Raw genomic sequence first — 26,439 nt, 5'->3', positions numbered from 1 at the left:
CGTTGCCAACAGGAATTTATCGCTCAATTAGAGCGCGAACTTTAATGTAGATTTGGAGAGTGACATGGCAATATTTTTTCTTAAGCGGTTAATTGCAAACACGTTTATTCAGCCTCGCAAGCGTAACTTTAGTTGGCAAGTCGCTGGATTGGTTAGCGTGCCACTACCTGACACCCTTGAAGTGCATCCGCATTATGGATTAGCGATCCTCTCAGAAAATACCGATGCACTGCGGTTTAGTTTGTTTGTTTTATCAGCACAAGGTCAGGCAATTTTGGCACGATTTGGTTTTCTGCCGATTGCCCCGTAATCCACTTCGGATAAACATTGATTCATAAAAGGGGTAACACATGATCATCGTCATTTTTCGTTCGCGATTAAATCTGGAATTACAGGCTGAATATATGGAATGGGCTAAACGAATGAGTAGTCTCGCAGAGAAAATTCCCGGACATATTTCTCATAAAGGATTTGTAGCTCAGGATGGTGAACGAGTAACACTCGTCGAGTTTGAAACCGAAGAGGCCATGAAAATTTGGGCCAGACATCCAGAACACGTTGCCGCCAAAAAGAAAGGGCGTAACAGTTTCTTTTCTGAATACAATGTAAAAATTTGCACCCTTGACCGCGAAAGTGCGTTTCCTGTCGTTTAAATCAATTACTCCCTTAATCTAAAAGTTAATTCCAACATGAAAAAATTTGCCTTCACATTTCTGTTTGTTTTTGCGAGCAATTTTTCAGCTATAGCAATAGCCGCGGAACCTATTATCGACAATGAACGGGTTACGGTTTGGGATACGACCATGCCGCTACCACCCGCTCAGCACGACTTTATCAGCGTACCTTTATCGCACAAAGGCACCGCTGTTTTTGGACATCGCGGCGACATCTCCGGTGAAGCCGATGCACGTACCATCGTGATCGAACTGAAAGAACATGCGGTACCGCCACTGGCAAATACCTCTGGCTATTTGGATGCCTATGACCGCCCCCATATCGTGAAATTACTGGAAAACGACAAGGTAATCGTCTGGAGTTATCGCTGGAATCTGGGAGAACCGACACCGATGCACTTCCACTCAAAGGACGTGGTTATCGTCTACGAAGAAGACACCGCACTAAAATCAACCATGCCAGACGGCAACAACGTACTCAATGAATATAAATTTGCCGATACCCGCTTCAACCGACGTAACCGCACTCATGCCGAACTCTTAGTCAGGGATACCGGTAGCGCAATGATCACTGAATTGAAGTAACGCTTAGCTCAGTTTGATCTTCAAAGTGAATGTTCTCACTGTCGTCGAACAAGAGGCTGCGCCACTCGGATTTATCAGGCTACTCATGAAGTTTAGCGTTGATTTTTAGTAGGTAAGCAGTCTCAAGCAACTAATCCAGATATCAATCCGTAATCTGTAGGGTTTTATTAACAACCTACTTAGTGCGCGCACCATTTATTAATACCTCTAGATTTCCGCCTGCGCGAGAATGACGTTAATAGCGGTTTGGTTTTGTAACCAGATTGAGGTGGTCGGCACTACCTTAATGTGTCTGTGTATTTTTCTTAGCATTCCACGGTGCTATTTTAGGTAGCAATAACATGCCGGGAATCGTCAATAAAAAACAGATTATAAAAAATCCGAACCAGCCGGTTTGCAATACGATATAACCGGTTATCGCATTAAAAAATGTCCGTGGAACCACCGCCAAACTACTAAATAAAGCATATTGAGTTGCGGTATAACGCGGGTCAGTTGTGGTTGCGATATAGGCGGTGAAGGCAGCTGTGCCTAAGCCGATGGCAAAGGTGTCTGCCACCATGACCGCACCTAACATCCATACGCTCAAGCCCATTTTAGTGAGCATGGCAAAACCTAAAATAGCAACCGCTTGTATAACGCCAAATATCCATAATCCGCGATTAATGCCAATTTTCATCAACCAGATCGCGCCAAACAGTCCACCGGCCAGACCGGCCCATAAACCAGCACTTTTTGCGACCACGCCAATTTGGGTGCGGGTAAATCCCAGCTCCATAAAAAACGGTGTCTGCAAAGCAGTTGCCATCGAATCGCCTAATTTATACAAAAAGATAAAACTCAGAATTAATAATGCATTGGCAACACCTTTGCGCTGAATAAATTCTTGAAACGGTAACACGACCGCTTCACGGATATTTTTGGGCGGTGCGCCATATAAGCGCGGTTCTTTAATCAGTAAAGTGGTGATGATACCGGGCAGCATAAACAGGCCGGTGAAAATAAACACGCTGTCCCAATTGAAATGATCCGACAAAATAAGTGCTAGCGAACCTGGCACTAAGGTGGAAAATTTATAGGCGTTGACCGACAAAGAAATGCCGAGCGCTTGTTGGTTGTCAGACAAAATTTCGCGCCGATAAGCGTCAATCACGATGTCTTGGCTAGCTGATAAAAAAGCCAATGCGCCACATAACCAGACTATTAACATCAAATCGGTTTTGGGCGATAACTGCCCCATCGCCATAATCACCGCCATTAAACATAGCTGCGTGACAAACATCCAACCGCGCCTGCGGCCTAAAAAGGGTAAAGAAAATCGGTCCATCACCGGCGACCAGATGAATTTCCAGGTATATGGAAAACCCACCAAAGCAAACAAACCTATCGCTTTCAGATCAACGCCTTCGGTTTTTAGCCATGCAGTAAGCAGATTAATCAGGATGAAGAGCGGTAAACCGGAAGTAAAACCGAGAGCCACGCAAATCAGCATGTTTTGATTCAGATATTGATGCCAACCAGTTGGCTCAACAGGTGGAAGCGAATTTGTTGCAGACGGTACTTTTTGCATGAATGTTTAATCTAAAAATAGGTAGGTATACAAATTCAGCCAAATTTAGCTGTTTTTTAAGCGCCGTAAACGAAATACCGCCAAACTTCCGCGCCAGTTCGCCAGCCATTCTACCGGACGACCGTCATGCAAGGCGACACACTCAAGCACTTCCAGCCCAACCGAATTCGCCAGCTCAGCAAAATCTGCTATCGTCGCGCAGCGTAAATTTGGCGTATCGTACCATTCGTAAGGCAACGACTTTGACACCGGCATCCGTCCACGCAATAAGGCAACGCGGTGCGGCCAGTAGGCAAAATTAGGGAATGAAACGATTGCTTCGCGCCCTACCCGTGCGATATCGGTCAGCAGGCCTTCGACATTTTTCATCATCTGCAAGGAAGATAAACACAGCACCGTGGCAAACGCTTCGTCGTCAAACAAACCCAGACCATTTTCCATGTCTTGCTGTATTACTTGAACGCCACGCTTGGCACATTCCAGTACTTTGTCGTCCGCAATTTCTATTCCGTAACCTTGGCAGGCTTTATCGGTTTGCAGATAATCAAGCATCACGCCGTCGCCGCAACCGACATCCAATACCTGCGAGTTTGGTGCTATCCAATGGGCGATAAAAGCCAAGTCCGGGCGCAGTTGATTTAATTCAGTAAAGTTCATGCTTGTTCCTTGGCGATGCGCTCAAAATAGGTGCGCACTAAATTCATATAGCGTGCATCTTCCAATAAAAACGCATCGTGGCCGTGCGGCGCATCAATTTCTGCGTAAGTAACGCGGCGTTTATTGCTGATTAATGCACGCACAATTTCGCGGCTGCGTTCTGGTGAAAACCGCCAGTCGGTAGAAAATGACACCAGCAAAAACTGCGCTTGGGTATTCGCTAAAGCCTGCGTCAAATCGCCGCCAAAACGACGCGCCGGATCAAAATAATCAAGCGCTTTGGTAATCAGCAAATACGTGTTGGCATCAAAGTAGGCGGAGAACTTATCACCTTGGTAGCGCAGGTAGGATTCGATTTCAAAATCAACCCCGAAGCCGAATTGGTAATCGTCGCATTTTAAATCGCGGCCAAATTTTTCCGCCATATCGTCGTTGGACAAATAAGTAATATGCCCCACCATGCGCGCCACCCGTAAACCACTTTTCGGTACCACCGAATGCGCGTAGAAGTCACCGCCATGAAAATCAGGGTCAGAAATAATCGCCTGACGCGCCACATCATTAAACGCAATATTTTGCGCGGACAGTTTGGCGGTCGATGCAATCACCACGCAATGGCGCAGGCGTTCAGGGAACAGGGTGCTCCAGGACAACGCCTGCATACCACCGAGCGACCCACCCATGACGGCGGCAAATTGGGTAATCCCTAACACATCAGCCAGACGCGCTTGCGCGTTGACCCAGTCTTCAACCGTAACCACGGGAAAATCCGCGCCGTAAGGTTTGCCGGTGGCTGGATTAGTGTGCATCGGGCCGGTTGAGCCAAAACAAGAGCCTAAGTTATTCACACCGATGACAAAGAAATGATTGGTATCCAGCGGTTTGCCGGGCCCGATCATGTTGTCCCACCAGCCGACATTGTCTGGCTCGTCGGCATAAACACCGGCCACATGATGCGAGGCATTTAAAGCGTGACAAATCAACACCGCATTCGATTTTGCCGCATTCAGTTGCCCGTAGGTTTCATACATCAAGGTGTATTCAGCGATAGCGGCACCGCTTTGCAAGGTCAACGGCTCGCTAAAGGTGTGGGTTTGGGGTGCAACAATTGCTACGGATGACATGGTTTTCCCTGGTTCAAGATGCATTATTTACATTGCTTACGCACACAATAGTTCGACCAAATTCGGTCATGCGGAAACGATAAATGAACAAGGGCGGGGGCGGAAATGGAAGGGCTGACAAGAAAAGTGCGTTTAGCCGCCGCTTTAGCCGAATTTATCACGCGCCCGCAAGCTGATCTCAAATCGGCGCAAGGCATAAGAATAACCAAGTCTTAGTTGTACGTCAAACGGCTAAAGTAGCGAAGATGGGTTGGTCGCTTAAAATTACCTCGTTACGCTTTACGTTCAACAATAACGTAATGTTTTTTCATCGGTTCGAGCACTTCAAAGACACCTTTGAAACCGGCTGGAATAACTAAGGCATCACCGGGGCCTGCCTCGCTCGTATTGCCAGCTTCGTCAATAATGCGGCACCGACCTTCTGTGACGAAGAAAAATTCATCTTCACGTTCGCCAAACTCAATCCGCCAACTACCTACTTCGCTACCCCAAACGCCGGAAAATACTTCACCGGTGTCATTAGTGAAATGGTTCCATGTAGTGCGCAACGGATTACCCTGCTGGCGGCGTTCTTCTCTTGGATGGTCTTGTTCTGCTTGCGTGGTTTGTTCTTTGAATAGAATGATTTTTGACATGATGTTTTCTTTCTTGTGAATTTCTTGAAATTTTTGTTCAAAATTTGCACGTATTTTAGCGCATGCATAAAGTCGATTATCTTTTAACCTACAAAAGATATGCGGCCTCAAACTCACCACCGCATCGACCTATTATCAAATAAAACCCACATTGAGACCTTGCTGTTTTTAGCAAATATACTTGCTGCATAGTTAAATCAAAAAACAAGAATGAATCTGGATTCCGTCCGGTTTTGAGATGCATGGCTTAATGCTTTTCACTCTGTTCCTGATGTGGAAGCCGTTCACCATTCAGCAATCCCCACACAGTGATCGCCATAACTTGCGCACTTTGCATGAGATCAGCCAATACCACGTGATCCACTGTATCCACTTGACTGTGGTGAGTATGGCTGCGGTAATCCAGCGGATCTTGCATCGGTGTGAAAGCTGGGATGCCTTGCTCAAAAAATACGTCGTGATCAGAACCATTGCCGATGGCATAAATAACATCCTGCGCACCTAATTCCTTGGCCGGGGCAATTGCCGCTGTGAGTGCGGTGTACCAGGCTTCCACTTTCATATCGGGAAAGCCCATGATGCGACCTGAGCCAGCGTCCTGCACAATGATCGCCTGTATCTTCGCCAGTTCTTCACGATGCTTCACGAGATACGCCTTACTGCCGAGTAAGCCCTGCTCTTCTCCTGAAAACAAAACCACGCGCAAACTACGTTTTGGATGCAAGCCCTGAGCATGCATTGCGCGTAAAATTTCCATCGCTACGACGACGCCGGTACCGTTATCTGTGGCACCGGTACCCAAGTCCCAGGAATCCAGATGCGCACCGATGATCACCATTTCATCTGCTGCTTCGGTTCCCTTAAAATCGGCGACGACATTGTATGCCTTGACAGATTCCTTACTAAAATTACCAGTCAATTCCATTTCAAGTTTTGGGGTTATACCTCTTGCCAGCAAACGCTTGAGAAGGTTAGCATTTTCGCTGGTAATAATGCCCGCGTTACGATCAAAGCGAGAGCTTGGGCTTCCCCACATATTTTGCAAGCCATTGTCTTTATCGGAAGTTAACAGAACCGCAGCAAAGTGCGCTTCATGAATAGCGCGATTAACTTCTGCTGAATACTGCTTGATGTTTTTATTTTGTTCGGGTGTGGCTTTTGGCCCGGATATTACCAGCACGATCTTGCCACGTAGTGTGGGGGCGACGGCATTGAATTCGTCTAAGGTCTTAACATCGAGCAGTGCCACATCGGCCCGAATGACACCGTTGGTACCGACTGTCCACGCCTTTTGCACGATGTCCAGGGCAATCCCGTTAGCGTTGACAAGGTGGGCGCGAGCAATACCGCGTTGCCATGGCCGACCTAAATCATAGGCTTCTTCATGGACATCGACGGCGCCATAGGCGTTGAGTTTTTCCATAGCCCAAGCCTGCGCCGTGCGTAGTTGTTGCGAGCCGGTCAACCGCGGGCCAACATCGTCGCAAATGGTCTCCAAATTTTTCATCAACTCGGCATGGTCTGCGATTTCCTTGATCAAAATGCTTGTGGGAGCTGAGCTCGGCAGCTCCGTTAGCTGTGCTGTTCCAATCTGGCTATGCACCAGACTCGCGTGCATCAACAAACTTGCTAGCAATACGCCCATCAACGGCTTGCGTGAGAAAAAATTCATAGCATCTTTCGCTTGTGTTTGTAATGAATTCTTGTAAGGCAAACTTGCGCTTGCCTTACTCTGTGCTTGCATGAAATCTATCTTCTCGGCATAGGTGGGAGCGCCTTGACGAATGCGGCTAATTCACCTTTGTCGCGCAGTGCCATCGCGTGATCTAATTGTTCCGAGCGATTTGCCGGATTTTTCGCCAGCAAGCTTTCATAAGCGCGAAGTAGACCTTCGACACCCGCCAACGTTTTAGCTTCAAAATCTGCCGGATTTTTTTGCGGATCAAACATGTGATGCTGTACCTGAAAGGCAGCAGTGCTAACAGTATGTTGAAAGCGTATCACTCTCTTTAATTCTCCCTTAGCCGCGCCGTTCTCGAACCAGAACGCGCCACTATCAGGGCCGAATTGATAATCTGGAATTTCATCCGCCCATTTCTCAAACCAGCGACCATCGGCGGATGTCATGGTTCCGACAGGATCTTTGTCCGATGCCAAAGCGAGTTGTACAACGCGGGCTTGTTCTTCAGCCGTAGAAGGACCACGCCCCGCTTGCGCAAAAATTGGTACGGTCACGCTGGTGATGATGACAAGTGCTGCGCATAGTTGTTTAAAGATGCGGTGAAATTTCATTTGATTGCTCCAAAAAGAATTAAAAATAAGTGTTAAAAATTAAAAATTTTTCAGCGCCTTTGAAACGACGCAAAAAATACGATTCGTTTGCCCTTCTATTGATCAATCCATAAACTGCTCCAGAAATTAACTACTAAATGATTAGTAGTTAAAATTAAAAAAATAGCTCCTTCTATTCCGCAATCCAGCAGCAGTTTCAGGAACCCGCGACCTGCTCCGTCCATACCTACTGGACGGAGATTCAATTCGCCACCAATGGGGAAATTTCCAGCTTTGATGCTTGCCAGACACCAGCTTGTGTTTTTCCTGCGTAAGCGACTTTGGCCCGGCCTTTAGGACCGACAAAGTTAATCGAGAAACCTGCTTTTCCGCCAACCGGGTCATCGATACCCCAAAGATGAAAGTCGCGCGCGCCCCAAGTGTGAAAACTACCGTGGAAAGAGCCGCGCTCAACGCTAATGGGTGCACCGACCATGGCGGCCAAACGCCCGTCCGCCTGCATGGACTTGAACAGATCTTTGAGCTCATCCGAATATTGAAACTCCGGTGGAACAGGCGGCGTTGGCGGTATCGGTGGCGCGCCAACTTCTGCCAATGCAGGAAGCTCTGGAGGTTCCGGTGGGGTAGCCATAGACTGCAATTCTTTTGCCCACATGTGTACCGCATTATCGACCGGCTTGACTCGACCATCTTCCTTGTAGACTTCACGGACCTGACCTTGCTGATCCATGCTGATACGGTAATAGCGCTGTTTATCAAACACATAGTCAGCCGTATATTCGCGGAAATTGCCTGGTGTAAGAGCTCCGTTTGAGGATGCATCTATTCTGAGATTGAGCAACAAATGTCTGGGCGGTTCAACCTGCATCGCAAGCAACGTACCTGAGCACAATAGCAGTAACAGAACTACAGGTATGCGCCAATTCTGACGTGCTGGTGGCCCGGATAACAAATGGCTAATTCGCTTCATCAGTGAACCTCCTTGTGCTGCAAGTGCAAAACGCGGGGTAACGAGACGTTGGCGCTGTAATCCGGCAAGCGCCTCCGCTAACGCAATAGGGTTCCCGCACACCGCTACGGCTAAATCATCACAGGCATGTTCTCGCTCCTCACGAATACGACGACTGAGCCACCACATCGCAGGGTGAAAAAACAGCACCGATTCAATTACGCACTGCAAGGCGTTCCAGCACCAATCGAGACGTCGGATGTGTGCCAGCTCGTGCGCCAGTAAGGCTTCTATCTGGTCCGGCGGCAAATGCGTCAATAGAGTCAGCGGCAACCAAATGATAGGACGCAAAACGTGGGCAGTGCATGGCGACGAGATCTTGCTTGCCATACGTATCGCAACGGCCCGGGATATACCAAGCGCACCGCGCAGCCGCTCAATTCGGTTACGCCACTCGGGTGGCAAATCAACATAGGGCTGTTGTTCCATGTGTTTGATCATGCGCCAGCCACCTAGCTGTAGTACCAACATCAATGCCGCGCCGAGCAACCATAGCTCCGTTGTCGCGACCAAGACCCAATCCAGCCAAGGTTGGCTTGCTGGAGTGAAATGCTCCACGCCAGGCGTAAATGGAATTGGCATGATAGGCACACCGTCAGTTGCCAATGAAGGAGACTGCCAGAACTGAGTGAATGTCAGTAACGGCACGAGCAACATCATCACCAGCCACCCCATTCCAACGGCATGACGCGCCATAGCGCTGCGATGCCTGAGCTGCGAGAAACTGACTTCGGCCAGCAGCGCCAGAAGTGCCACCTGCCACAGTGAGTGCAGCAATGCATGAGCAACTGCCGACACGAATCCGAATTGCGCGTTCAAGATAGGCTCTCCCCAGATATCAACATTACATGCGCCGTTTTTTAGCCTCGGCGATCAGCCGCGCGATGGCGTCCAGCTCTTCGGCGCTCGCTGTATCATCGTCCAAAGCTCGTTGTACCAGCTTGAATGCCGAACCGGCAAAGGCGTTTTGCACAAAGCTTTTCAGCATCGACGATTGCACTACTGGTTCCGAGTAGAGTGCGGTATAGCGATGACTACGCTCCGTTTCGTCCCGGCGCACCAGCTCTTTGTCGTTCATGATGGTGAGCATCTTGAGCACGGTGGTATATGCGGTGTCTTTGGTTTGCAGCAACGCTTCGTGCACTTCGCGCACGCTGGACGGTTTCTTGCGATCCCACAGAATTCGCAGTATCGCCAGTTCGCCTTCGGTCGGGTGAGGATCAGTCATAAAATGCTTTCACAGTTGAGGTATTACTAATTGATTAGTACTATTTCATTAGGACAAACTCTGTGTCAAGAATTTTATGGGTATTTTGTTGTATGGCTGATTGACTGGATCCTGAATGATTTACGCCGGACCTAGTGCGAAGATGTCGACATAGGAGGCTGCTTTAAAGAGACCGCTTTAACTACAGCGCGGAGTTCAAAATTAAATAAACAGAGTTCAGATTTAAATGAAAATCAACAGACGCACAATGTCGATTCTCTTTTAAAATCGAACTGCGATTTCTTTAAAATTAATGACTTATCTTAATTCCTACCATTTAAATTTGTACAAGTTATTCACCAAACTTTGAACTTGTACTGGAATTGTTCACTTAAGTTTGAACTACAATTTAAACTCCAATTTCTCTTGTTCAAGAATAGAAAATTGGACCTATAGAGTAACTTGCTTACTTTTTTCCTTCACAGAAACCTACTACTTGTTCTTGGCAGAAATTAATGTACGCTCGTACGATACTCGGCACAAAACGTCTCGATGGGTAAAGCAAAGAAATGTCTTGCATTGGCAATGGATACTCCGGCAATAGTAAACACAGCGTGCCGTTCGCGACAGCCTCGCGAGCTAGAAACGGTGGCAATTCTGTTACCAAATCACCAGAAATTGCACGGTTGCGCAAATGTAGGTAGTCGTTGGTCACCAAGGTGGCTGACGGTTCAAACATCTGGTCACCTAACTGCCATATATGATTCGATAAGGTGTCACGGCGCCATACGCCACAGGGAAAACGTCGCAACTCATCGGGTGACGATGGTTCGCCAAATTCAGCCAATAATTTCGGACTTGCAACCAATACATGACGATATGAAAACAGTTTTCGTGCCACCATTTGTTCATGGACAATAGCGCCGACGCGCAACGCAACATCGATACCATCCTCGACTAGTTCGACACGGCGTTCTGTTGTATAGACCGTGACAGTCACATGTCGATGCTGCCTTTGAAATTCAGCAACCAACTCCCACCACGGTTCAAAAGCAGGTGGTATTGACAACCTTAACGTGCCGGTAAGTTGTGCTTCGTCATTACTGACCACCGCACGTTCGGCATCTTCCAGCGATTCAATTCCACGAGCGGCATGTTCATACAATCTAGTACCGACTTCCGTCACTTTAACGCCTTGCGAATGGCGTTCGAACAATCGAACGTTTAGCTCGGATTCCAGCTCGCGAATGCGACGACTTAACGTTGGTAGCGGAATACCAACGCGCTCTGCTGCGGTTGACAGACTGCCAGCCTGAACTACCGCAACGAACATTCTGACACTGTTTAGGTCCATGTCGCCATCCTATAAAAAGTCATTGTTGCTGATAATAGGTCTCTGTTTGTGTTAAACACCGTTGAACAACGAAGAACCACCGTTAATACCTTCGTCTTCAAAATAAAAACGAATTACAATTTTTTTAAAATTACCAATTATCAAATTGATTTCGCTAATCGAATTCCAGTAAATTGCCAGCGTGCGCCAACTGAAAAGAAATTACGGTATGTGGTGCGCGTATGGCCGACTGGTGTCACGCATGACGAGCCTCGCAATACATATTGGTTGACCATGAACTTGCCGTTGTATTCGCCAACAACGCCTTCAGCGGCTACAAATCCAGGATATGGTGCATAGCTGCTGCTAGTCCATTGCCACGCAGTGCCAAACAGTTGTAATAGCTGGGCAGACGAACTACTTGTAGTTGCTGCCATCTCCCATTCAAATTCGGTGGGCAAACGTGCCCCTGCCCAATGTGCATAGGCGTCTGCCTCGAAGTACGATAAATGAATAGCCGGCGCCTGTGGGTCCAGCCGTTGCAAGCCGTGCAAGGTAAATTCGTGCCACAACTTATCGTCGGGGCGGTACCAATAGAGTGGCTGAGTTAAACCCTGGTTACGTACCCAATCCCATCCTTCTGCTAACCAATGAACAGGATTGCGATAGCCACCTGCGTCGATAAACACCGCATATTCAGCATTCGTAACAAGACGCGAAGCCATCGAAAAGGCTTCAACGAATTGTCGATGACGAGGTATTTCGTTATCGAAGCAAAAACTGATTGCGTCGTATCCGATCATTACGACACCCGCATCTAATGAAATCCAAGTCACCTTGTCGGCATTTTCAAGCGAGCTCCGATGACGCACCGGCAAGCTGTTTTCATATGCTGGAAACAGCGGATTCATCGATAGCATGTGCTTGATGTCAGTGAGCATTAGTTCCTGATGCTGCTGCTCGTGTTGAATGCCTAATTCGGTTAGTGAAATCAAATCCAATATTGATTCCGATACTGAATCGTTCGAAATTGCTCGTTCCAGTAATGCACCCATGCGCATGTCGACATTGTGTCGATATGCGATCACTTCGTTGGTAGACGGACGTGAAAGCAAACCACGTTGTGCACGTGGATGTTTTTGGCCGACGCCGTTGTAATAGGAATTGAACAGCACACGATAGGCTTGATGGTAAGGGCGGAAATTTATCTCGAAACGCTCCAAGATGAATGTCTCAAAAAACCATGTGGTGTGCGCCAAATGCCACTTCATCGGACTAGCGTCCGGCATCGATTGTATGCAGCAATCTTCTTCGGATAAGGGCTTTGCCAAACTGACAGAAAATTTACGCACCTCGTTAAAACGCTGCAATAAATGAGCTGAAATTTTCGGGTCGGTTTCAGTTTGCACTTGCATGGGTTATTCCTCTCGCTCGCTTAAGCTGCATGAGCATGGCATAGCATGAACCATTGATTCGGATCAACCCACACCTTCGATTTCTGGAATCCGGCTTCTGCCAATAGCGACAGAAATGCTTGTTGCGTATATTTATAGCTATTCTCGGTATGAATGCTTTCACCTTGTGCGAATTCGCGTGCACCACCGTGCCAGGTTGCCGTCAACGCCTGACGTGCCACCAGATGCATTTCAATCCGGTTTTGTGTTGAGTTAAAAAATCCACAGTGCTGCCATTGACGCAAATCAAAATCGGCACCAATCAAACGATTAAGGTGTAGCAGCAAGTTCAGATTAAATGATGCTGTTACGCCGAGAGCATCGTTGTAGGCTGCATTCATCACGTTTTCGTTCTTGATTAAATCAACGCCGATCAATAACCCACTATCGGCTTGACTGGAGGTTTGGCATTCGTTATGAATACGACGTAAGAATTGAAGTGCCTGGGAAGGCGTATAGTTTCCTATCGACGATCCAGGATAGAAAAACAACCGTCTTTCACGCCTGACCTGTTGTGACAATGCGAGCGATTCCGAGAAGTCCAAGCACAGTCCCATCATTGCCACTTCGGGATAACGTTGCTGTAACTGTGCTACAGCAATCTGCAAAAAATCAGCGGAAATATCGATGGCGACATATTGTTCCGGGCGCAACGCGGGAAACAAACGCGCCGCTTTCGCGCAATTGCCAGCGCCTAAATCGATCAAGGTACTCCCATAACCGACCGAACATGCAATGTCATCCTGATATGCTTCAAAAATTCCGGCTTCGGTGCGGGTTGGATAGTATTCCGGTAATTCACAGATTGCCTCAAACAATTTCGATCCTAGCGCGTCATATAAATATTTGGGCGAAGTATGTGCTTGCGGTTGTCGTAAACCTGCGCTGATTTCTTCTAGGATTTTATCTACTGGAATGAATTCATCCTTCAATCGTACTGCTAGTTCAGGCATTAACATTTGCTTAGTCATTTCGTATTTGTTCGTTTAGTTTCTGGCTTACTATTTTGAGCAACATGTATTGCGGTCTTCTGTCGCCACAATAATGCGACGACTGATCAAATTTATGGAATCAAAATCGACAATGAAAACGGGATAACGGGATTTTTGTCTGTTGTGAGTTGATGCCAGTTTTGCTATTCAATTGAAAGGTTTGGTGTGCAGAAATGAAAATTTAGTCCGCTTGTTATGAAAAACCAAGAACAACCCGACCACTGAATCCTTGCTCAATGTGCTCGTGTGCAAGGGCAATTTCGGTCAATGGCAGACGTCGCGTAACTGGTATGGACAATGAACCGTCCATTAACGCCTTAGTGAGCTCTTCAGCAGCTCTTTCTTTAACTTGAGGAGCAAAATCGTCACTACCTAATAGCCTCAAGCTCACGTCGGAAAAACCCAATTTCCAATAGGGTATGGAGGGGCGATTATCCGACGAGTAATAAGCAGCGATGACACCACCAATTGCCATGATTTCGGCGTTTGTATCAATATGCGCCGCAAAGTCGACCTCAGCCACGCGATGCACGCCTTCTGGCGCCGCTTGTTTGATGTACGTGATCAATGCCGGGTCGTCGGCCAACCAGGTATTATTCACACCTTGCTCACGCAGTGCCGTTTGCTGTTCTGGTCGACGCACTACTGCCATTACTCGCGCACCGGCGCGCCGTGCCATTTGCAGTGCTACTGCTCCTACACCTGAGCCCGCACCCCACACAAGTACGTTCAAGCCATTGACCGGCCCGGCCGCAAATACGGCCTGGTATCCCGTTATTCCCGTGATGCCGAGGCAGGCTGCTTGTTCCAGTACGTTGGCTTGAACAGCAGCTCCTTCGGGTAAAGAAACAGCCATTGCGCTGGGTACGATTACCGACTCAGCGGCTGTACCAAAGGGACGATAGGACTGGGCACCGTAACACCACACGGTTTGTCCGATTCGACTGGATGGAACTCCCACACCAACAGCGTCGATAACTCCGGCACCATCACTATGCGGTATCACCCGAGGATAGGGCATTGGCGCACCTTGCCAGCCACCGCGTTTTTTGACGTCCCCGGGACTTATTCCTGAAAACGCCAAGCGAATGCGAACCTCGCCTGGTGCCGGCTGAGGTTCTAGCATCGTGCCGACGACCAGTACTTCACGTGCCGGCCCTCTTGATTCGTACCAGGCTGCTTGCATATGGATCGCCTCTTTTCTCTATCTGAATTTATGATTTGATGACGCCGACGATTTTGCCAAACACTCGGTTGTGTTCCATGTCCGCGTGCGCGCGCGGAATCTCATCCAAGGAATATGTATGAATCGGACCAAGTGTCGACATATTGGCCGCCACTTGTTCAAGATACTTTTGCAGTACGGCCGCAGGTAAATCGCTGGCTCCGCCAGCGTAGGAAGTGAGACGGACACCCCGTGGAATATAGTCAATTGGGTAGAAGTCTTTTACTGTCCACTGATTCGACAGCATTCCTGTGAAGCATACGGTTCCATGCACGCGCGTGGCGCGCAAGGTATCCGATAAGGTCGGCGTGCCGACTAACTCCAGCGCGGCATCAACCCCTCTGGGGAAAATTTTTCGAACCTCAACGTTAATTTCGCCTTGATCGACAATCGCATAATCGACTCCATGCGCCAAAAGAGCATTGATACGATCCATTTGACGCGTCGTTGCAATCACGGTCGCGCCAATTTCTTTGGCAAGAGTTGCTGCCGCCAATCCGAGCGCCGAAGTGCCGCCGCGAATCAACAAGCTTTGCCCTGCTTGAAGGTCAAGTCCTACACTCAGCGAACCGTATGCGGTTTGCAAGGTCTCTGGCACAGCGCCTAACACGTCCCAAGGCAAATTTGACTGGAACTGAATTACCTGGCTACAAGGTACAACAACGTATTCGGCATAGCCGCCATCAAAAACACGTCCCATACCGCCAAGCATGGTGGCGACTTGCTGGCCAAGCGGCACGCTGCCGTCAGGACAAGCATCAACTACACCTACGGCTTCAATTCCGAGCACACGCGGGAAAGTAACCCCCTGCGATAATCCCAGCCGTGTATGGAGTTCCGAACGGTTGAGACCGAATGCACGAATAGCGATTCGAACCCATCCCGGCCTAGGCTGCGGCATGGGCAGTTCGGTCAGCACCAGATTTTTCGGTCCCCCGGGTTCGCAAAGTACTACTGCACGCATCATATTGCGTGAGGCGGAGTTTATAAGTGTATTCATGGCTTCATGACCAATTTCCAAGTACGTGTCCACTTTTCGTGAGATTGTGTGAGCACCTAAGATTGTCAAATTCAAACGTTTGCGCACACAACATAACCTGAAGTTGCAAAGCTTCTGGGCCGCCCATTTTTTCTAGAGCATTTACTCTCATAATTTCTCCACGGTCTTAAATCCTGCCGTGATGTGAGCGCCGTCGCAATACGGCTTGTTCGCGGAATGCCCACAACGACATAAATATGTCTCAATCGTCGTGTTGCAGGTTCGCCCGGTGCCGCTGACAATTTCAAGATTGCCGACTATGTGCAGCGGCCCGTCCGGAAGCGGTTCGATATTGATTAAGCCATTGCGCGCCGCCAGACCTTGATATGGCACGATGACAGGTTCACCGGTCGCAAAGAAGCCCGCCACTTGGTGCGCTCCATCGCAATAAGGCTTGTTTTTGGACAAACCGCAACGACAGAGCGTTGCGCGCGGTGTCTCCTGAGATTCGCCCTCGATTTGAAACTCCGCTTCTAATGCCAGCGGTCCGTTTTCCCGCACCCGAACTGTATTAACAAGCGGAGCCACTTCTACTAAATGAACTTCGGAAGTAGTTTCTTCCTGTGCATTTCGCATCACACGAATAGCGCCGGAAGGGCAATTCTGAGCTAGCCGAATTAATTCTTCGAGTGGTTGCGCGTCAGGATGAATCCATTCTCCTTGTATGTTCGGCACGAATACATCGGGATGTGACAATACGCAGTTACGTGAATGAACGCATCGTTGAGCATCGAACTGGATGGTTGCTTCCCGGCCCTGTACGATTTCGATCGACATAGTTGGCTCCGTGTTAACTAGTTTGAATACTTAATCGTCCCAGCGAGCGTAGACCAACGCCGTGCTGCAATGACTAGTTACGAATACATCTACACCGTCAAGCTTATTTATCCAGCGACCTTGAATTTCCTTAGCACATTGTTCGGTCACTTCATCCAACACGGTGCGGAAGACGGCGAACTTGTTGTCCCACGTATACTTTTGAGCCGCTTTTGACATGATGTCCATTTGGTTAGCTGTATCGTGAATTCGCTTTACGGTTGTGTAGACGTCAGTCACATAGTCCTTAGTTACCTGCACGTCATTACGATCTGCAAGGTAAGTTAGGTGACCAGCCACCAACACGTCAAAGTCATAGGCCAATATCTGATCAAATACTTTCATGTAATCGTGCATATTCATCGTGAGATCAAAACCCATGAACGGTACGGAACCTGCTGCCAGGGTGTCGATAGCCATCAGAAACTTCTTGCCTGGTAAGTAGATGAATAAGTCACCTTCAGGAGAATGCCAGTGACCGACTTTGAGCTCCGCAGTTGCCGAACCGAGCTTCAATGACAGATGATCCTTGAAGATACGGTTAGGCATCGGGCGGTGCGGGTCTTTCATCTCACGGAGAAATTCTGCAGTTCCTTCTTCTGCTACGATTTTTAGGTGCGGAAACTGCTTCAAAATGAGATCGGCGCTACCGATGTGATCCACATGCACATGCGAGTACACGAGTTCTACGATCGGCTCCGACGTCACTTCAGCCACAGCACTGATGATGTGCCCGCCAAATGATGGGGGTGCGTCAAACAAGATAACACCTTTACCGGTCGTCATGAAGGCAGATTGATACATTCCGTCAGTGATCACGTACACGCCAGGCCTTACTTCCTTAACTAGGTAACCTTTTTGTGGATCTACTGGCAAGGTTTTGGCCTTTATTTGCGGCAGTACAGACACAAAGTTTGGAAGATTATCGGCTTCCTGGGCATGAGATACGCAGGAAAATGGTAGGGCCACGGCAAAGGCCGCTGCAGCAAGAATTCGGGAAAATTTCATTTTATATGTCCAGTAATTTTTATGATGTTGAATTAGATGCATTGAATTCAGGATTTCGACAAGTTCGTCGCGAACAAGTAGCGATGAATGCGCCATTCACCGTTTTCTTTACGGAACACGAACAATTCGTTGTTACCCTCGTCAGTCTCAATTCCTGCTGCCAACACACGAGTGCGACCAGCGGAACTAGTGCGTACCCATGCCAAATCACCGACCTCCTCGATTTCATGAATGGTAAATTGCACATTTAGCTTGAGGGTATTAAATACGAATGTGTAGCCAGCACGAACGGCGTCGCGGCCGATTAATGCAGGTGCGCCCTGTGGCATGAATACCGGATCTGCGCTGTACAGGCTCAAGATGCTGTCAATGTCATTGGCGTTTAATGCAGTACCGTATGCTTCTATGATGGATTTAATACTCATTTTTAATACTCCTTAGTTGACTCAATGCGGGCTTTTTCCCGATGGGCGCAATAATAGGTTTTCACAAATTTCTACGGAAGATCGATAATCGATATGATTCCTCTCGTTTTTGAGAGAATGCAATATTGGCAATAGATAAAGACTGAAAAATGGTCCTTATTATTTCTACGCGGGCTTATGAATTAGCGTTACTTGACGTCAACATTGGAAGTTAACATTGGGCATATTTATGAATAATATGAACGAAAAACTTTATTAGTCCAACAATTCTAAATGTTCATTAATTCCACTATTTCATTTTGTATAAATGGAATTCATTCTGTACGATCTAACAGCTCAGGCTAAAAAAGCAGACACTCAACCTTTTGATTGGTGTCTGCTTTAATTTTTCATATTGTCTTGCGCTTGTCTATGCTGAATAGGCCAGGGCCAACAGCGGCAAGAAGCAAAAAGCCTCCGGTCATTGATATGTTTTTAAGGAACATGATCATGTTTACCTGACTTGTAAAATCGTTGTGAAATACGACGGCAGTAATAAGGCTAAAGCCGGCAAGCAGGAAGGCAGAGATACGTGTTTGGAATCCTAAAATCACCAAAAAACCTGCGCCGATTTCTAAAACAATCGTTGGCCAAAGAAGTATTGAGGGCATTCCCATTGCCTGCATATAGACTTGTGTCGGTTCTATTGCTCCCAGCTTGGAAAAACCCGAGAGAATGAAAATAGCTGAAAGAAAAATGCGTGCGCTGGCCATTGTAATTGCTTGTAAATTCAATGTTTTCATAAAAAATCCTTGATCAGTTTATGGCGGCTGGGTTGGTCGTTGAAAAAATATATCGTGCTACGCGCCATTCCCCATCGCTCTCTTTGTGAAATAGAAAAATTTCTTGATTGGCTTCGAGGTTAGGCAGTCCATCAGAGCCCAACACGTTGATGGTTCCGGTAGATCGAGTGCGCGCATAAGCCCAAGCCGATGATAACGGCTGGATTTCATCAATGACAAATTTGACATTTAATTTGACCGCTTTGAAACCGGCAGTAACGGCTGCGCGCAAAGAATCACGTCCTACCAATGGATTACTATTTTGCGGCATGGCGACGGCGTCTTCCGCATACAGTTGCATGACACTCTCGGCGTCAGAATCATTGAGTGCCTGCTCATAGCGTTGCAACTGAAGACGGATAGCTTTCGTGTCTATGCTGTCATTACTTTCCGCAGCCACAGTTACATGGGACAACAACATTGTGAAAGTTATGAATGCTGTCGATGCCACCATATTACGAATAAAAATATTCATGTTAATAGCACCTTATTTTAAAAAATTTGATAGGAAGAGTGTTTAAATACGAACTACCAGTTTGCCAAGCGCACGATCACTTTCTATCAGGCTGTGGGCCCGACGCACGTCCCCAAAGTCGAAAGTCTGCACGCGTAACGATGGAATCACGCCACTTGCCACATTGTCAGCAATCCATTTCAGTGGAGCACCAGCCAAAGGTAGTGCGGATGTTCCCAATAGACCGCTTCCAAAAAATGCCAGACTGGTTGCGTTTGGCAAATCATTCATCAGATGTAGGCTATCCAGACTCGGTGCACCGCCTAACAAGCCGATGACCACAGCCGCTCCAAAAGGTTTTAATGCCTTTAGACTGTCTCGAACAGTGGCAGCACCAACTACTTCCAACACAACGTCTACACCTTCAGGTGCAGCAGCTTTTACTTGCTCTGCGATTTCTCCGGTGTCGATGATGACAACATCCGCTCCAATTGCAGTAAGTCGCGCTGCATTCTCAGCCGAACGTGTCGTCGCAATTACATGCTGTCCACGTGCCTTTGCGTACGTTACACCTGCTTGCCCAACTGACGAAGTAGCACCTCGAATAAGAACTGTTTGGCCCGGTACAGCGTCAATCAATCTGCCCAGTGCGCCCCATACTGTCAAATAACTTTCAGGCAAGGCCGCTAACTCTTCCCACGACAACGTAGTGCCGTCCAGGTTGATAACGTTACTGCGTAATACAGTAACTTCATCGGCATAGCTGCCATTGCGGGAGAACTGTAGCCCTCCCATCACAGTTGCAACACGCTGGCCAACACGGAAAATACCCGAGACATCTTCGATAATTTCACCTACTGCTTCTATCCCGGGCACAACCTGTCCGACAATGGGCCCCATTTTGCCCGCACGACGATAAACCTCCGCACGATTTAAACCAAAAGCACGTACACGAATACGTACTTCGTCAGCGCTAGGGGGTATGGAAGGAATGTCGCGCAGTTGCAAAACTTCGGGTCCGCCGGACTGTTCAATAACATAAGCTTTCATAATTTCTTTTCCTGATAATGTATGGTGATATCTGTCTTTTAACTCGGTGATGTTTGCAGCACTGAATGAACGCCACTTTAACAATCTCACAATTGGAATGGAATGCAAAAAAATGGAAAGCTATCTATCAAATATGAGAAGGTTAAATAAATTTAAATGCAACCATGGAGCATTTATGAGCTGTACCATGCGCCAATGGGTAAGCTAGAACGCAAGAAACGCGCATACCCGATTCTCCCAATGCTGCTCGAACTTCAATTAAGCAATTATCTACAAATATCAAAAGTTCGCTGATGCTTGCAAATTGACGAAACTGTCTTTTCGCAAATCATTCCTTCACAACTAGTGCTTCATGAAATCCCCGGAATTTAGATTAAGAATAGGCAGCCTGTTCTCTACCTTCAATTTGCATATTAATGGTGCGGGTTTTCCAATCACGTTTTTGGTGAGCCGGTATTTTCCTGGCCTGCACTCGTGTTTGAGTTGTGGAATGATAAGAATTTTAGTCTGGCGTGATTAGCATATTGGGCAGTTCCACACTAACCACATGACAAAGAAAGGGAGGAAGATTTTGGCAGCAGATTTGTCGCCGAATTTGTCGCGATTAAACGACGACGTTAAAAATATATCCAACACCCGAAGTTCTCATATTTTCAACTAAATTTGTCTTTGAGTTTCGCGAATATCCTTTAAAGCCGCAGCATGTGTCGCTGCGATTGACATGAATACCGGAAGAAGTTCAAAGTTAATTGAACAGAGTTCAGACTTAAATGAAAATCGACAGGCGCACAACACCGTAAATGAATCCGATTGAGCATTCTAATCATCGGTGATACTCTCATTATTATCTAATTTTGGATGTTTAATTGCTGAAACATGAAACAAAAAACCCGACCGATGATGGGCCAGTTGAGCGACATGGATATCCGTTTATTACGGATTTTTAAAAGTGTAGTGGATTGTGGAGGAATGGCAGCATCTGAACTGGAACTCAACATTGGCACCTCCAGTATTAGCCGCCATATTAAAGATCTGGAAATTCGCTTAGGTTTGACGCTTTGTCGGCGCGGGCGCGGTGGTTTTTCCATGACAGCGGAAGGCGAGCAAATTTACCAGGAAACGCTGCGTTTACTAAGTTCGACCGATCAATTCAGAAGCAGCGTAGACGACATTCACCGACGCATGGGTGGCCAACTGAATGTAGCAGTGCATGATAAAACGGCCAGCAACCCGGCGGCAAAAATCCATGAAGCGATTGCCTTGTTTTCTGAGCGGGCTCCCGAAGTTGCATTAAATATGCATGTCGCCTCCAGCAATCCAATTGAACGCGGTGTGTTGGACGGTCAATTTCAAATCGGAATTATTCCCGACCACCGCAGTTCAGACAGCCTGACTTACGCCAACCTGTTTGAAGAAACCATGTTGATGTTTTGCGGCGCAAAGCATCCTCTGTTTAATGCCACGCAAGATAATTTGGGTTGGGATGATATTTCGGCGCATCATTTTGCCTGCCTTGGCTATCATTCGCACAATATGGAAATTAGCCATCAAATGGGCTTGTCACGCAAGGCAACCGGCTTTGATCAGGAATCGATTGCGACGCTGATTTTATCGGGTAAATATTTGGGCTTTTTACCTGATCATTATGCAGATGGCTATGTAGCACGTGGACAGATGCAGGTGGTGAAGCCGGATCAATTCAACTATAAATGTAATTTTGTGGGCATGTTACGACGTTCGCCACAACCTTCCCGCGTGAGTCAGGCATTTTGGGAATGTTTGTTACTGGCGCATGGGAAATCAGCTTCGGCATCCGTACCGTTTCATGTATAAAAATATTTTAAACAAATACGCGAATGGCCGGTAAAACATGACGTTGCGGTCGTTGATGTTTTTATAGTGGCTGCCGGACCGTGCCCTTTGCAGATGGTCTCGACCGGCGGCTTTAAAGCATTTCATTTAATGGGTTGCGATCCGATCATGGAAAATTCAACGTTGCTGGTCTATCTTTCCAAGTCCCATCTACCTCCTGAATTCGTTCGACGATATTTACCCCTGTGTCACCAATATTTTTAATTATTCCAAAGTTTCTTCCAACGTAACTTCCTTCCTTGGCCCAATAAATGCCGCCATCTACGCTTTCAATAAATATCATTCGCGACGATGAGGAATTGGATTGTGTATATCCGAGGGGTTTGAGCTCTTCGATCTCATATTGTTCTAGTGGGCTACAAGATATTGATGGGGGAAACGTTCCCGAGCAAGCTCGATAACGTTCCGGTGAAACTGATTTCGAATCTGACGAAGCAGCTTTGAACGAAGGCGCACCGTCCGCGCCTGAAATTGGTGCGGATGCATTGTTAGCTACCACTGATCCAGTCGAAGATTGATCCGTCACGTGATGTCCGCATTTCCCCAAATTCTCGTTGAGGACGAACCGAATTCCTCCACTGTCAAGGGGGTGCGCCAACCACCCTTCAACGGTTGCAACAGCAATGAGTTGATCTTTGGCCGTCGCATTTCTAACCCGTATCGTGAGAGGTGCCACCTTGTCTATGGCGGTGGCATCGACAATCGTATTTAACATCGGTGGAAAAATATCATGCGCAACCCGAAATGCCGATGTATTTCCGAAATTCATGGACACAAGATCTCTGTCACTTGCCAGAACGGGAAAACTTGGATTCTGGGCAAGACGACATTCTGAACCGATCATCAATATGTTATTGACCAGTCGAGTCGTCAGGTGCTGATCGTGGGCGGCACGTGTAATCAATTGATTCGCTTCAATCGATGTTTCACTGATATCCAAACGTTTATTCTTAAGCTCGTCGCCCACTACTACGTTTAAATTCGCTTGGGCTGCGGCCACCAAAATGAGCGTTCTTGCATCAATGTTTTTCGCGCGAATCTCAAAGGCTGTCGGAGGCCCGAAGGGACTCCAGGAACTTTCGTCGGAGGGAAAGTTATCTACTGTTAAAGCGACCGTATCTCCCTCCAACCTAATTGCACAGTTCATTGGGCGCGACATATCTTTGCTTTTTACGCCAGAGATACTGGTTATTTTAATTCCATCAATTTCCCGTCTTAGCGTGCAGTATCTTTGAGGCGCCAGATTAAATACCACGCGAGAAGTATCACCGCTGTGACTCACGGACAGGCTGCGTACTGCGTCGGCGCCGGCAACGTCGCGCGATTTACTATTCATCTCGCTGGATGTTGCGTCAAAATCAAGGGTAATGCTTTGGGTAGACATGTCCACGCGCGGCGGGTTTTTAATCGTATTTTTTAGCTTGATTTTTAAGACGGTTTTAGAACTGGAGTCAGGTTGGATTACGCTGATTGATTCGATCACATTCCCCTGTGCAAAAGCCGTTACGCACGTAGTCATGATGAAAAACATGTAAAACTTTTTCCACGTTATTTTCAAAAGCGCGCCGCGGGTATAAAGCGTTTTCGTTGAAACGGACATTTGTTGTTTTCCTATATGTTGGCACACTTACACATTCACTCCATCTTATTCCTTGGACCGCGTCAAATGATTTCAAATATCGCTCATTGATCTCACTATCATGGTCAAATCCGCGCTCCACGGCTCTTTCTTGTCCGCGAATCGTTAGGCTAAATATATTGCTTACGCAACAGTGAATGACTGTTTTCGGGGAAGGTAATTCCAATAGGCGACTGTCGACTCGGTGCCGCGAGCTAATCACCCTAAAACCTTGGACGACTCCTAACCTACATATTGGCACCATACACAAGTAGATAACAGTATCACAAAATTGAAATTTGGCAACATTCTTGCTTATAAAGCCCATATGACCCGCAACTAACTTTAACCGCGAATTGGTGATTTATTTGCAATGCGAACCATTGGCTTTTTTCGAATGCCCCAGAGTGGATTTCTTGATACGAATATTCAACACATCGCCCAGCTAACACCTTTAATTAACTACCTCGCTCTGCACTTTATTACCGATTTTATTGGTCTCCGTTTTTGAGAGAACTGAGATTTCATACGCCTTCCAAACTAATGGATATATTTTTGGAATCAGCACACTTCGATATTTATATCGCAATATATCCGCCAAATTAGTGCTAATATTTCTACTCTTTTTAAAATTAAAAAACATCGACCGATATGGTGATTTGCATTGGCAATGCTTAATTTCACAAAGCGACGAGCTGCAAAGACCGTCCCTGATTATGCAGATATAGTTAAAGCCATTTCTCTACCTACATTGGAAATAACAGCATTTGTCTGTAGTGATGGAGAAACTCAAATTGAATACCGTTCATAAAAGCCTTAGTAAAGCAGATTGGTTTGAAGAGTTTAAATTTGGCAGCATTGCTTGCCTCCCTACTGTTTTGGGTTATTTGAGCATTGGATTTTCTGCCGGTGCGCTCGCAAGAGTATCAGGAATGAGTTCAACAGAAGTAGGGCTTATGTCGCTCATTCTCTATGCAGGCTCCGGACAATTCATTGTTGCAGGGATGGTGCAAGCAAATGCGGCCGCGATCACTATATGGATTGCGATTTTCTTTGTTAATCTCCGGCATTTGTTGATGGCAGCGTAACTCGCACCATTTTTTAAAAATTTTAGTACGTTAAAAAACTTCATTGTTGGCGCTCAACTTACTGACGAAACGTTTGGTGTCGCAACAGTTAATGCGCACGAAAAAAGCGGCATCTCTTTTCCGTGGATGCTCGGACTGAATTTGACCGCGTATATAAATTGGTTCATTGGAAATGTGGCAGGTGCGCTGGTTGCCACACTAATTCCTCCGCACTTTCTGCACAGCTTGCAATTTGCGCTCGTGGCGATGTTTATTGGATTGATCGTGCTTCAAATTACCGGAACCAAAAACAAGCGTTTACAGATAAGCGTAGCTCTGCTTGCGGTTGTTCTGGTTGAGCCATTTGCAATGCTGTTTGGCAAAAATTTTAGTGTGATCTTAACTGCAATAACAGCTTCATTTATCGGTATGGGAGTGATGGCATGGAAGTCAACTACGAAATCTTCTTGATTATCGTTGGATGTGGGATTGTAACGCTACTCCCTCGCGTGCTTCCCCTGATGTTGCTGAGTAAGTTCAAATTTCCTCAGTGGTATAAAGATTGGCTGTCATTTATTCCTGTCACGATTATGGCAGCGCTGGTAGCGCAAGAAGTAATTCCCGAGGATGGGAATGTATCTACTGCTTTTCCCGCGATTATAGCGAGTGGAATCTCCTGGTGATCACATATATGAGTCGCAGTCTATTCGCCACTGTGTGCTGTGGCGTCTTGGCAATTGGTTTGATTAATTACTTAACATGAAACAAGGAAATATGAAAAAATCACCCAATGTTGCTGGAGCATAGAAAATCAGAGCTCAATTAGATCATTAGTGTTATCTTCCTTGTCAGTCAAATTTTCCACCCTTTGAAAAAATTTCTATGATTTTTGCGTTCCTAAAAGGCTTGGGCATCGGCGCCAGCCTGATCATCGCCATCGGCGCTCAAAATGCCTTTGTATTGCGACAAGGTCTGCTTCGTCACCATGTGTTTACCAGTGCACTGATCTGCACACTCTGCGACATGGCATTAATTTACGCTGGCGTGGCCGGAATGGGCACGCTGATTTCTGCTGCGCCGAATTTATTAATCTTCGCAAAATGGGGTGGCGCGGCATTTCTGTTTGCCTACGGCGCACGTTCCGCATGGGCAGCATTCCACTCAGGTGGCTTAACGTCGAAAGAGGAAGCGCCGCGCAGTCACATGGCTATCGTTGTATCGGCGTTCAGCTTCAGTTTGCTCAATCCCCATGTTTATCTGGATACAGTGGTTTTATTGGGAACGGTCGGTGGGCAGCAAGTCGGCATTGCGCGTAACTTGTTTGCAGCGGGCGCCATGACAGCGTCAACAATCTGGTTCTTTGGCTTAGCTTACGGAGCACGTTTGCTGGCCCCGCTATTTGCACAGCCCATTGCCTGGCGCATACTGGACGGCTTGATCGCGATTGTCATGTGGTTAATTGCCGTGTCTTTACTCTGCTCTTAATGAGTGTATGAATGCCCTACACGGGCA

General features: G+C 47.1%; 26 protein-coding genes and 1 pseudogene. 7 read left to right on the top strand and 20 right to left on the bottom strand.

What is annotated here, in order from left to right:
- Window positions 1-64 precede the first annotated feature (64 nt).
- The 3 genes from S2091_RS03040 to S2091_RS03030 all read left to right on the top strand — a co-directional run bounded on the left by S2091_RS03040 (window position 65) and on the right by S2091_RS03030 (window position 1,259).
- Complete coding sequence (locus tag S2091_RS03040) at window positions 65-310, top strand: substrate-binding domain-containing protein (RefSeq protein WP_105530321.1); 246 nt, start codon at window positions 65-67, stop codon at window positions 308-310.
- Between the two features lie 40 nt (window positions 311-350).
- Window positions 351-653 (top strand): antibiotic biosynthesis monooxygenase family protein, encoded by a 303-nt coding sequence (locus S2091_RS03035; protein WP_105530320.1) that lies wholly within the window; start codon window positions 351-353, stop codon window positions 651-653.
- 150 nt (window positions 654-803) lie between these two features.
- On the top strand, window positions 804-1,259 hold the full coding sequence (locus S2091_RS03030) for a hypothetical protein (protein WP_133166844.1): 456 nt from the start codon (window positions 804-806) through the stop codon (window positions 1,257-1,259).
- A gap of 283 nt (window positions 1,260-1,542) precedes the next feature.
- Here S2091_RS03030 and S2091_RS03025 read toward each other — a convergent pair whose 3' ends face one another.
- The 19 genes from S2091_RS03025 to S2091_RS02935 all read right to left on the bottom strand — a co-directional run bounded on the left by S2091_RS03025 (window position 1,543) and on the right by S2091_RS02935 (window position 20,370).
- Entirely contained in the window at window positions 1,543-2,829 is a 1,287-nt protein-coding gene (locus tag S2091_RS03025; RefSeq protein ID WP_105530318.1) for an AmpG family muropeptide MFS transporter, read from the bottom strand.
- Between the two features lie 45 nt (window positions 2,830-2,874).
- A complete protein-coding gene (gene metW, locus S2091_RS03020) occupies window positions 2,875-3,486 on the bottom strand; it encodes a methionine biosynthesis protein MetW (RefSeq protein ID WP_105530317.1) in 612 nt (203 codons plus the stop codon).
- Window positions 3,483-4,610 carry a homoserine O-succinyltransferase MetX gene (gene metX / locus S2091_RS03015; RefSeq protein WP_105530316.1) on the bottom strand — a complete coding sequence of 376 codons (1,128 nt, stop codon included), beginning with the start codon at window positions 4,608-4,610 and terminating at the stop codon, window positions 3,483-3,485. Before metX ends, metW begins: the two co-directional genes overlap by 4 nt.
- Before the next feature lie 272 nt (window positions 4,611-4,882).
- Window positions 4,883-5,245: a cupin domain-containing protein gene (locus S2091_RS03010; RefSeq protein ID WP_105530315.1), complete on the bottom strand. Its 363-nt coding sequence runs from the start codon at window positions 5,243-5,245 to the stop codon at window positions 4,883-4,885.
- Window positions 5,246-5,492: 247 nt separating this feature from the next.
- On the bottom strand, window positions 5,493-6,989 hold the full coding sequence (locus tag S2091_RS03005) for a M20/M25/M40 family metallo-hydrolase (protein ID WP_105530314.1): 1,497 nt from the start codon (window positions 6,987-6,989) through the stop codon (window positions 5,493-5,495).
- 5 nt (window positions 6,990-6,994) lie between these two features.
- Window positions 6,995-7,537: a hypothetical protein gene (locus tag S2091_RS03000; RefSeq protein ID WP_105530313.1), complete on the bottom strand. Its 543-nt coding sequence runs from the start codon at window positions 7,535-7,537 to the stop codon at window positions 6,995-6,997.
- A gap of 241 nt (window positions 7,538-7,778) precedes the next feature.
- On the bottom strand, window positions 7,779-9,365 hold the full coding sequence (locus S2091_RS02995) for a M56 family metallopeptidase (RefSeq protein ID WP_105530312.1): 1,587 nt from the start codon (window positions 9,363-9,365) through the stop codon (window positions 7,779-7,781).
- 25 nt (window positions 9,366-9,390) lie between these two features.
- Window positions 9,391-9,774, bottom strand: a complete 384-nt coding sequence (locus S2091_RS02990; RefSeq protein WP_105530311.1) for a BlaI/MecI/CopY family transcriptional regulator — start codon at window positions 9,772-9,774, stop codon at window positions 9,391-9,393.
- Between the two features lie 445 nt (window positions 9,775-10,219).
- Complete coding sequence (locus S2091_RS02985) at window positions 10,220-11,107, bottom strand: LysR family transcriptional regulator (RefSeq protein WP_105530310.1); 888 nt, start codon at window positions 11,105-11,107, stop codon at window positions 10,220-10,222.
- A 140-nt stretch (window positions 11,108-11,247) separates the two neighbouring features.
- Window positions 11,248-12,501: an ergothioneine biosynthesis protein EgtB gene (gene egtB / locus S2091_RS02980; protein ID WP_105530309.1), complete on the bottom strand. Its 1,254-nt coding sequence runs from the start codon at window positions 12,499-12,501 to the stop codon at window positions 11,248-11,250.
- Between the two features lie 20 nt (window positions 12,502-12,521).
- On the bottom strand, window positions 12,522-13,493 hold the full coding sequence (gene egtD / locus S2091_RS02975) for an L-histidine N(alpha)-methyltransferase (protein WP_243405300.1): 972 nt from the start codon (window positions 13,491-13,493) through the stop codon (window positions 12,522-12,524).
- 232 nt (window positions 13,494-13,725) lie between these two features.
- On the bottom strand, window positions 13,726-14,718 hold the full coding sequence (locus tag S2091_RS02970; RefSeq protein WP_105530308.1) for an NADPH:quinone reductase: 993 nt from the start codon (window positions 14,716-14,718) through the stop codon (window positions 13,726-13,728).
- Window positions 14,719-14,746: 28 nt separating this feature from the next.
- Window positions 14,747-15,757 carry a zinc-binding dehydrogenase gene (locus tag S2091_RS02965; protein WP_243405299.1) on the bottom strand — a complete coding sequence of 337 codons (1,011 nt, stop codon included), beginning with the start codon at window positions 15,755-15,757 and terminating at the stop codon, window positions 14,747-14,749.
- 147 nt (window positions 15,758-15,904) lie between these two features.
- Window positions 15,905-16,573 (bottom strand): CDGSH iron-sulfur domain-containing protein, encoded by a 669-nt coding sequence (locus S2091_RS24375; RefSeq protein WP_105530307.1) that lies wholly within the window; start codon window positions 16,571-16,573, stop codon window positions 15,905-15,907.
- Between the two features lie 30 nt (window positions 16,574-16,603).
- Complete coding sequence (locus S2091_RS02955; protein WP_165794894.1) at window positions 16,604-17,620, bottom strand: MBL fold metallo-hydrolase; 1,017 nt, start codon at window positions 17,618-17,620, stop codon at window positions 16,604-16,606.
- A gap of 47 nt (window positions 17,621-17,667) precedes the next feature.
- A complete protein-coding gene (locus tag S2091_RS02950) occupies window positions 17,668-18,045 on the bottom strand; it encodes a YybH family protein (protein ID WP_105530305.1) in 378 nt (125 codons plus the stop codon).
- Between the two features lie 389 nt (window positions 18,046-18,434).
- Window positions 18,435-18,827, bottom strand: coding sequence for a DoxX family protein (locus tag S2091_RS02945; RefSeq protein WP_105530304.1), 393 nt, complete (start codon window positions 18,825-18,827; stop codon window positions 18,435-18,437).
- Window positions 18,828-18,840: 13 nt separating this feature from the next.
- A complete protein-coding gene (locus S2091_RS02940; protein ID WP_105530303.1) occupies window positions 18,841-19,341 on the bottom strand; it encodes a YybH family protein in 501 nt (166 codons plus the stop codon).
- Between the two features lie 42 nt (window positions 19,342-19,383).
- Entirely contained in the window at window positions 19,384-20,370 is a 987-nt protein-coding gene (locus S2091_RS02935) for a zinc-binding dehydrogenase (RefSeq protein WP_105530302.1), read from the bottom strand.
- Window positions 20,371-21,246: 876 nt separating this feature from the next.
- On the opposite strand from S2091_RS02935, the gene S2091_RS02930 reads away from it, so the two are divergent.
- Window positions 21,247-22,203, top strand: a complete 957-nt coding sequence (locus S2091_RS02930; protein ID WP_243405298.1) for a LysR family transcriptional regulator — start codon at window positions 21,247-21,249, stop codon at window positions 22,201-22,203.
- A 145-nt stretch (window positions 22,204-22,348) separates the two neighbouring features.
- Here the strand turns inward: S2091_RS02930 and S2091_RS02925 are convergent, their stop codons facing one another.
- The gene (locus S2091_RS02925; RefSeq protein WP_105530301.1) at window positions 22,349-23,842 is read right to left on the bottom strand and encodes a pilus assembly protein PilP; all 1,494 of its coding nucleotides are present in this window, start codon (window positions 23,840-23,842) and stop codon (window positions 22,349-22,351) included.
- 797 nt (window positions 23,843-24,639) lie between these two features.
- On the opposite strand from S2091_RS02925, the pseudogene S2091_RS24370 reads away from it, so the two are divergent.
- The 3 genes and pseudogenes from S2091_RS24370 to S2091_RS02905 all read left to right on the top strand — a co-directional run bounded on the left by S2091_RS24370 (window position 24,640) and on the right by S2091_RS02905 (window position 26,412).
- Window positions 24,640-25,398 (top strand): annotated as a pseudogene (locus S2091_RS24370) (AzlC family ABC transporter permease).
- Window positions 25,371-25,610, top strand: coding sequence for an AzlD domain-containing protein (locus S2091_RS02910; protein ID WP_105530299.1), 240 nt, complete (start codon window positions 25,371-25,373; stop codon window positions 25,608-25,610). The pseudogene S2091_RS24370 and the gene S2091_RS02910 overlap by 28 nt, the downstream one beginning before the upstream one ends.
- Window positions 25,611-25,809: 199 nt before the next feature.
- Entirely contained in the window at window positions 25,810-26,412 is a 603-nt protein-coding gene (locus tag S2091_RS02905) for a LysE/ArgO family amino acid transporter (protein WP_105530298.1), read from the top strand.
- Window positions 26,413-26,439: the final 27 nt, after the last annotated feature.

The sequence above is a fragment of the Solimicrobium silvestre genome, from assembly GCF_002976435.1.
Lineage (GTDB): Bacteria > Pseudomonadota > Gammaproteobacteria > Burkholderiales > Burkholderiaceae_D > Solimicrobium > Solimicrobium silvestre.
Note: the sequence above shows the minus strand (reverse complement) of the source record. Positions and strands in the feature narration are given on the sequence as shown.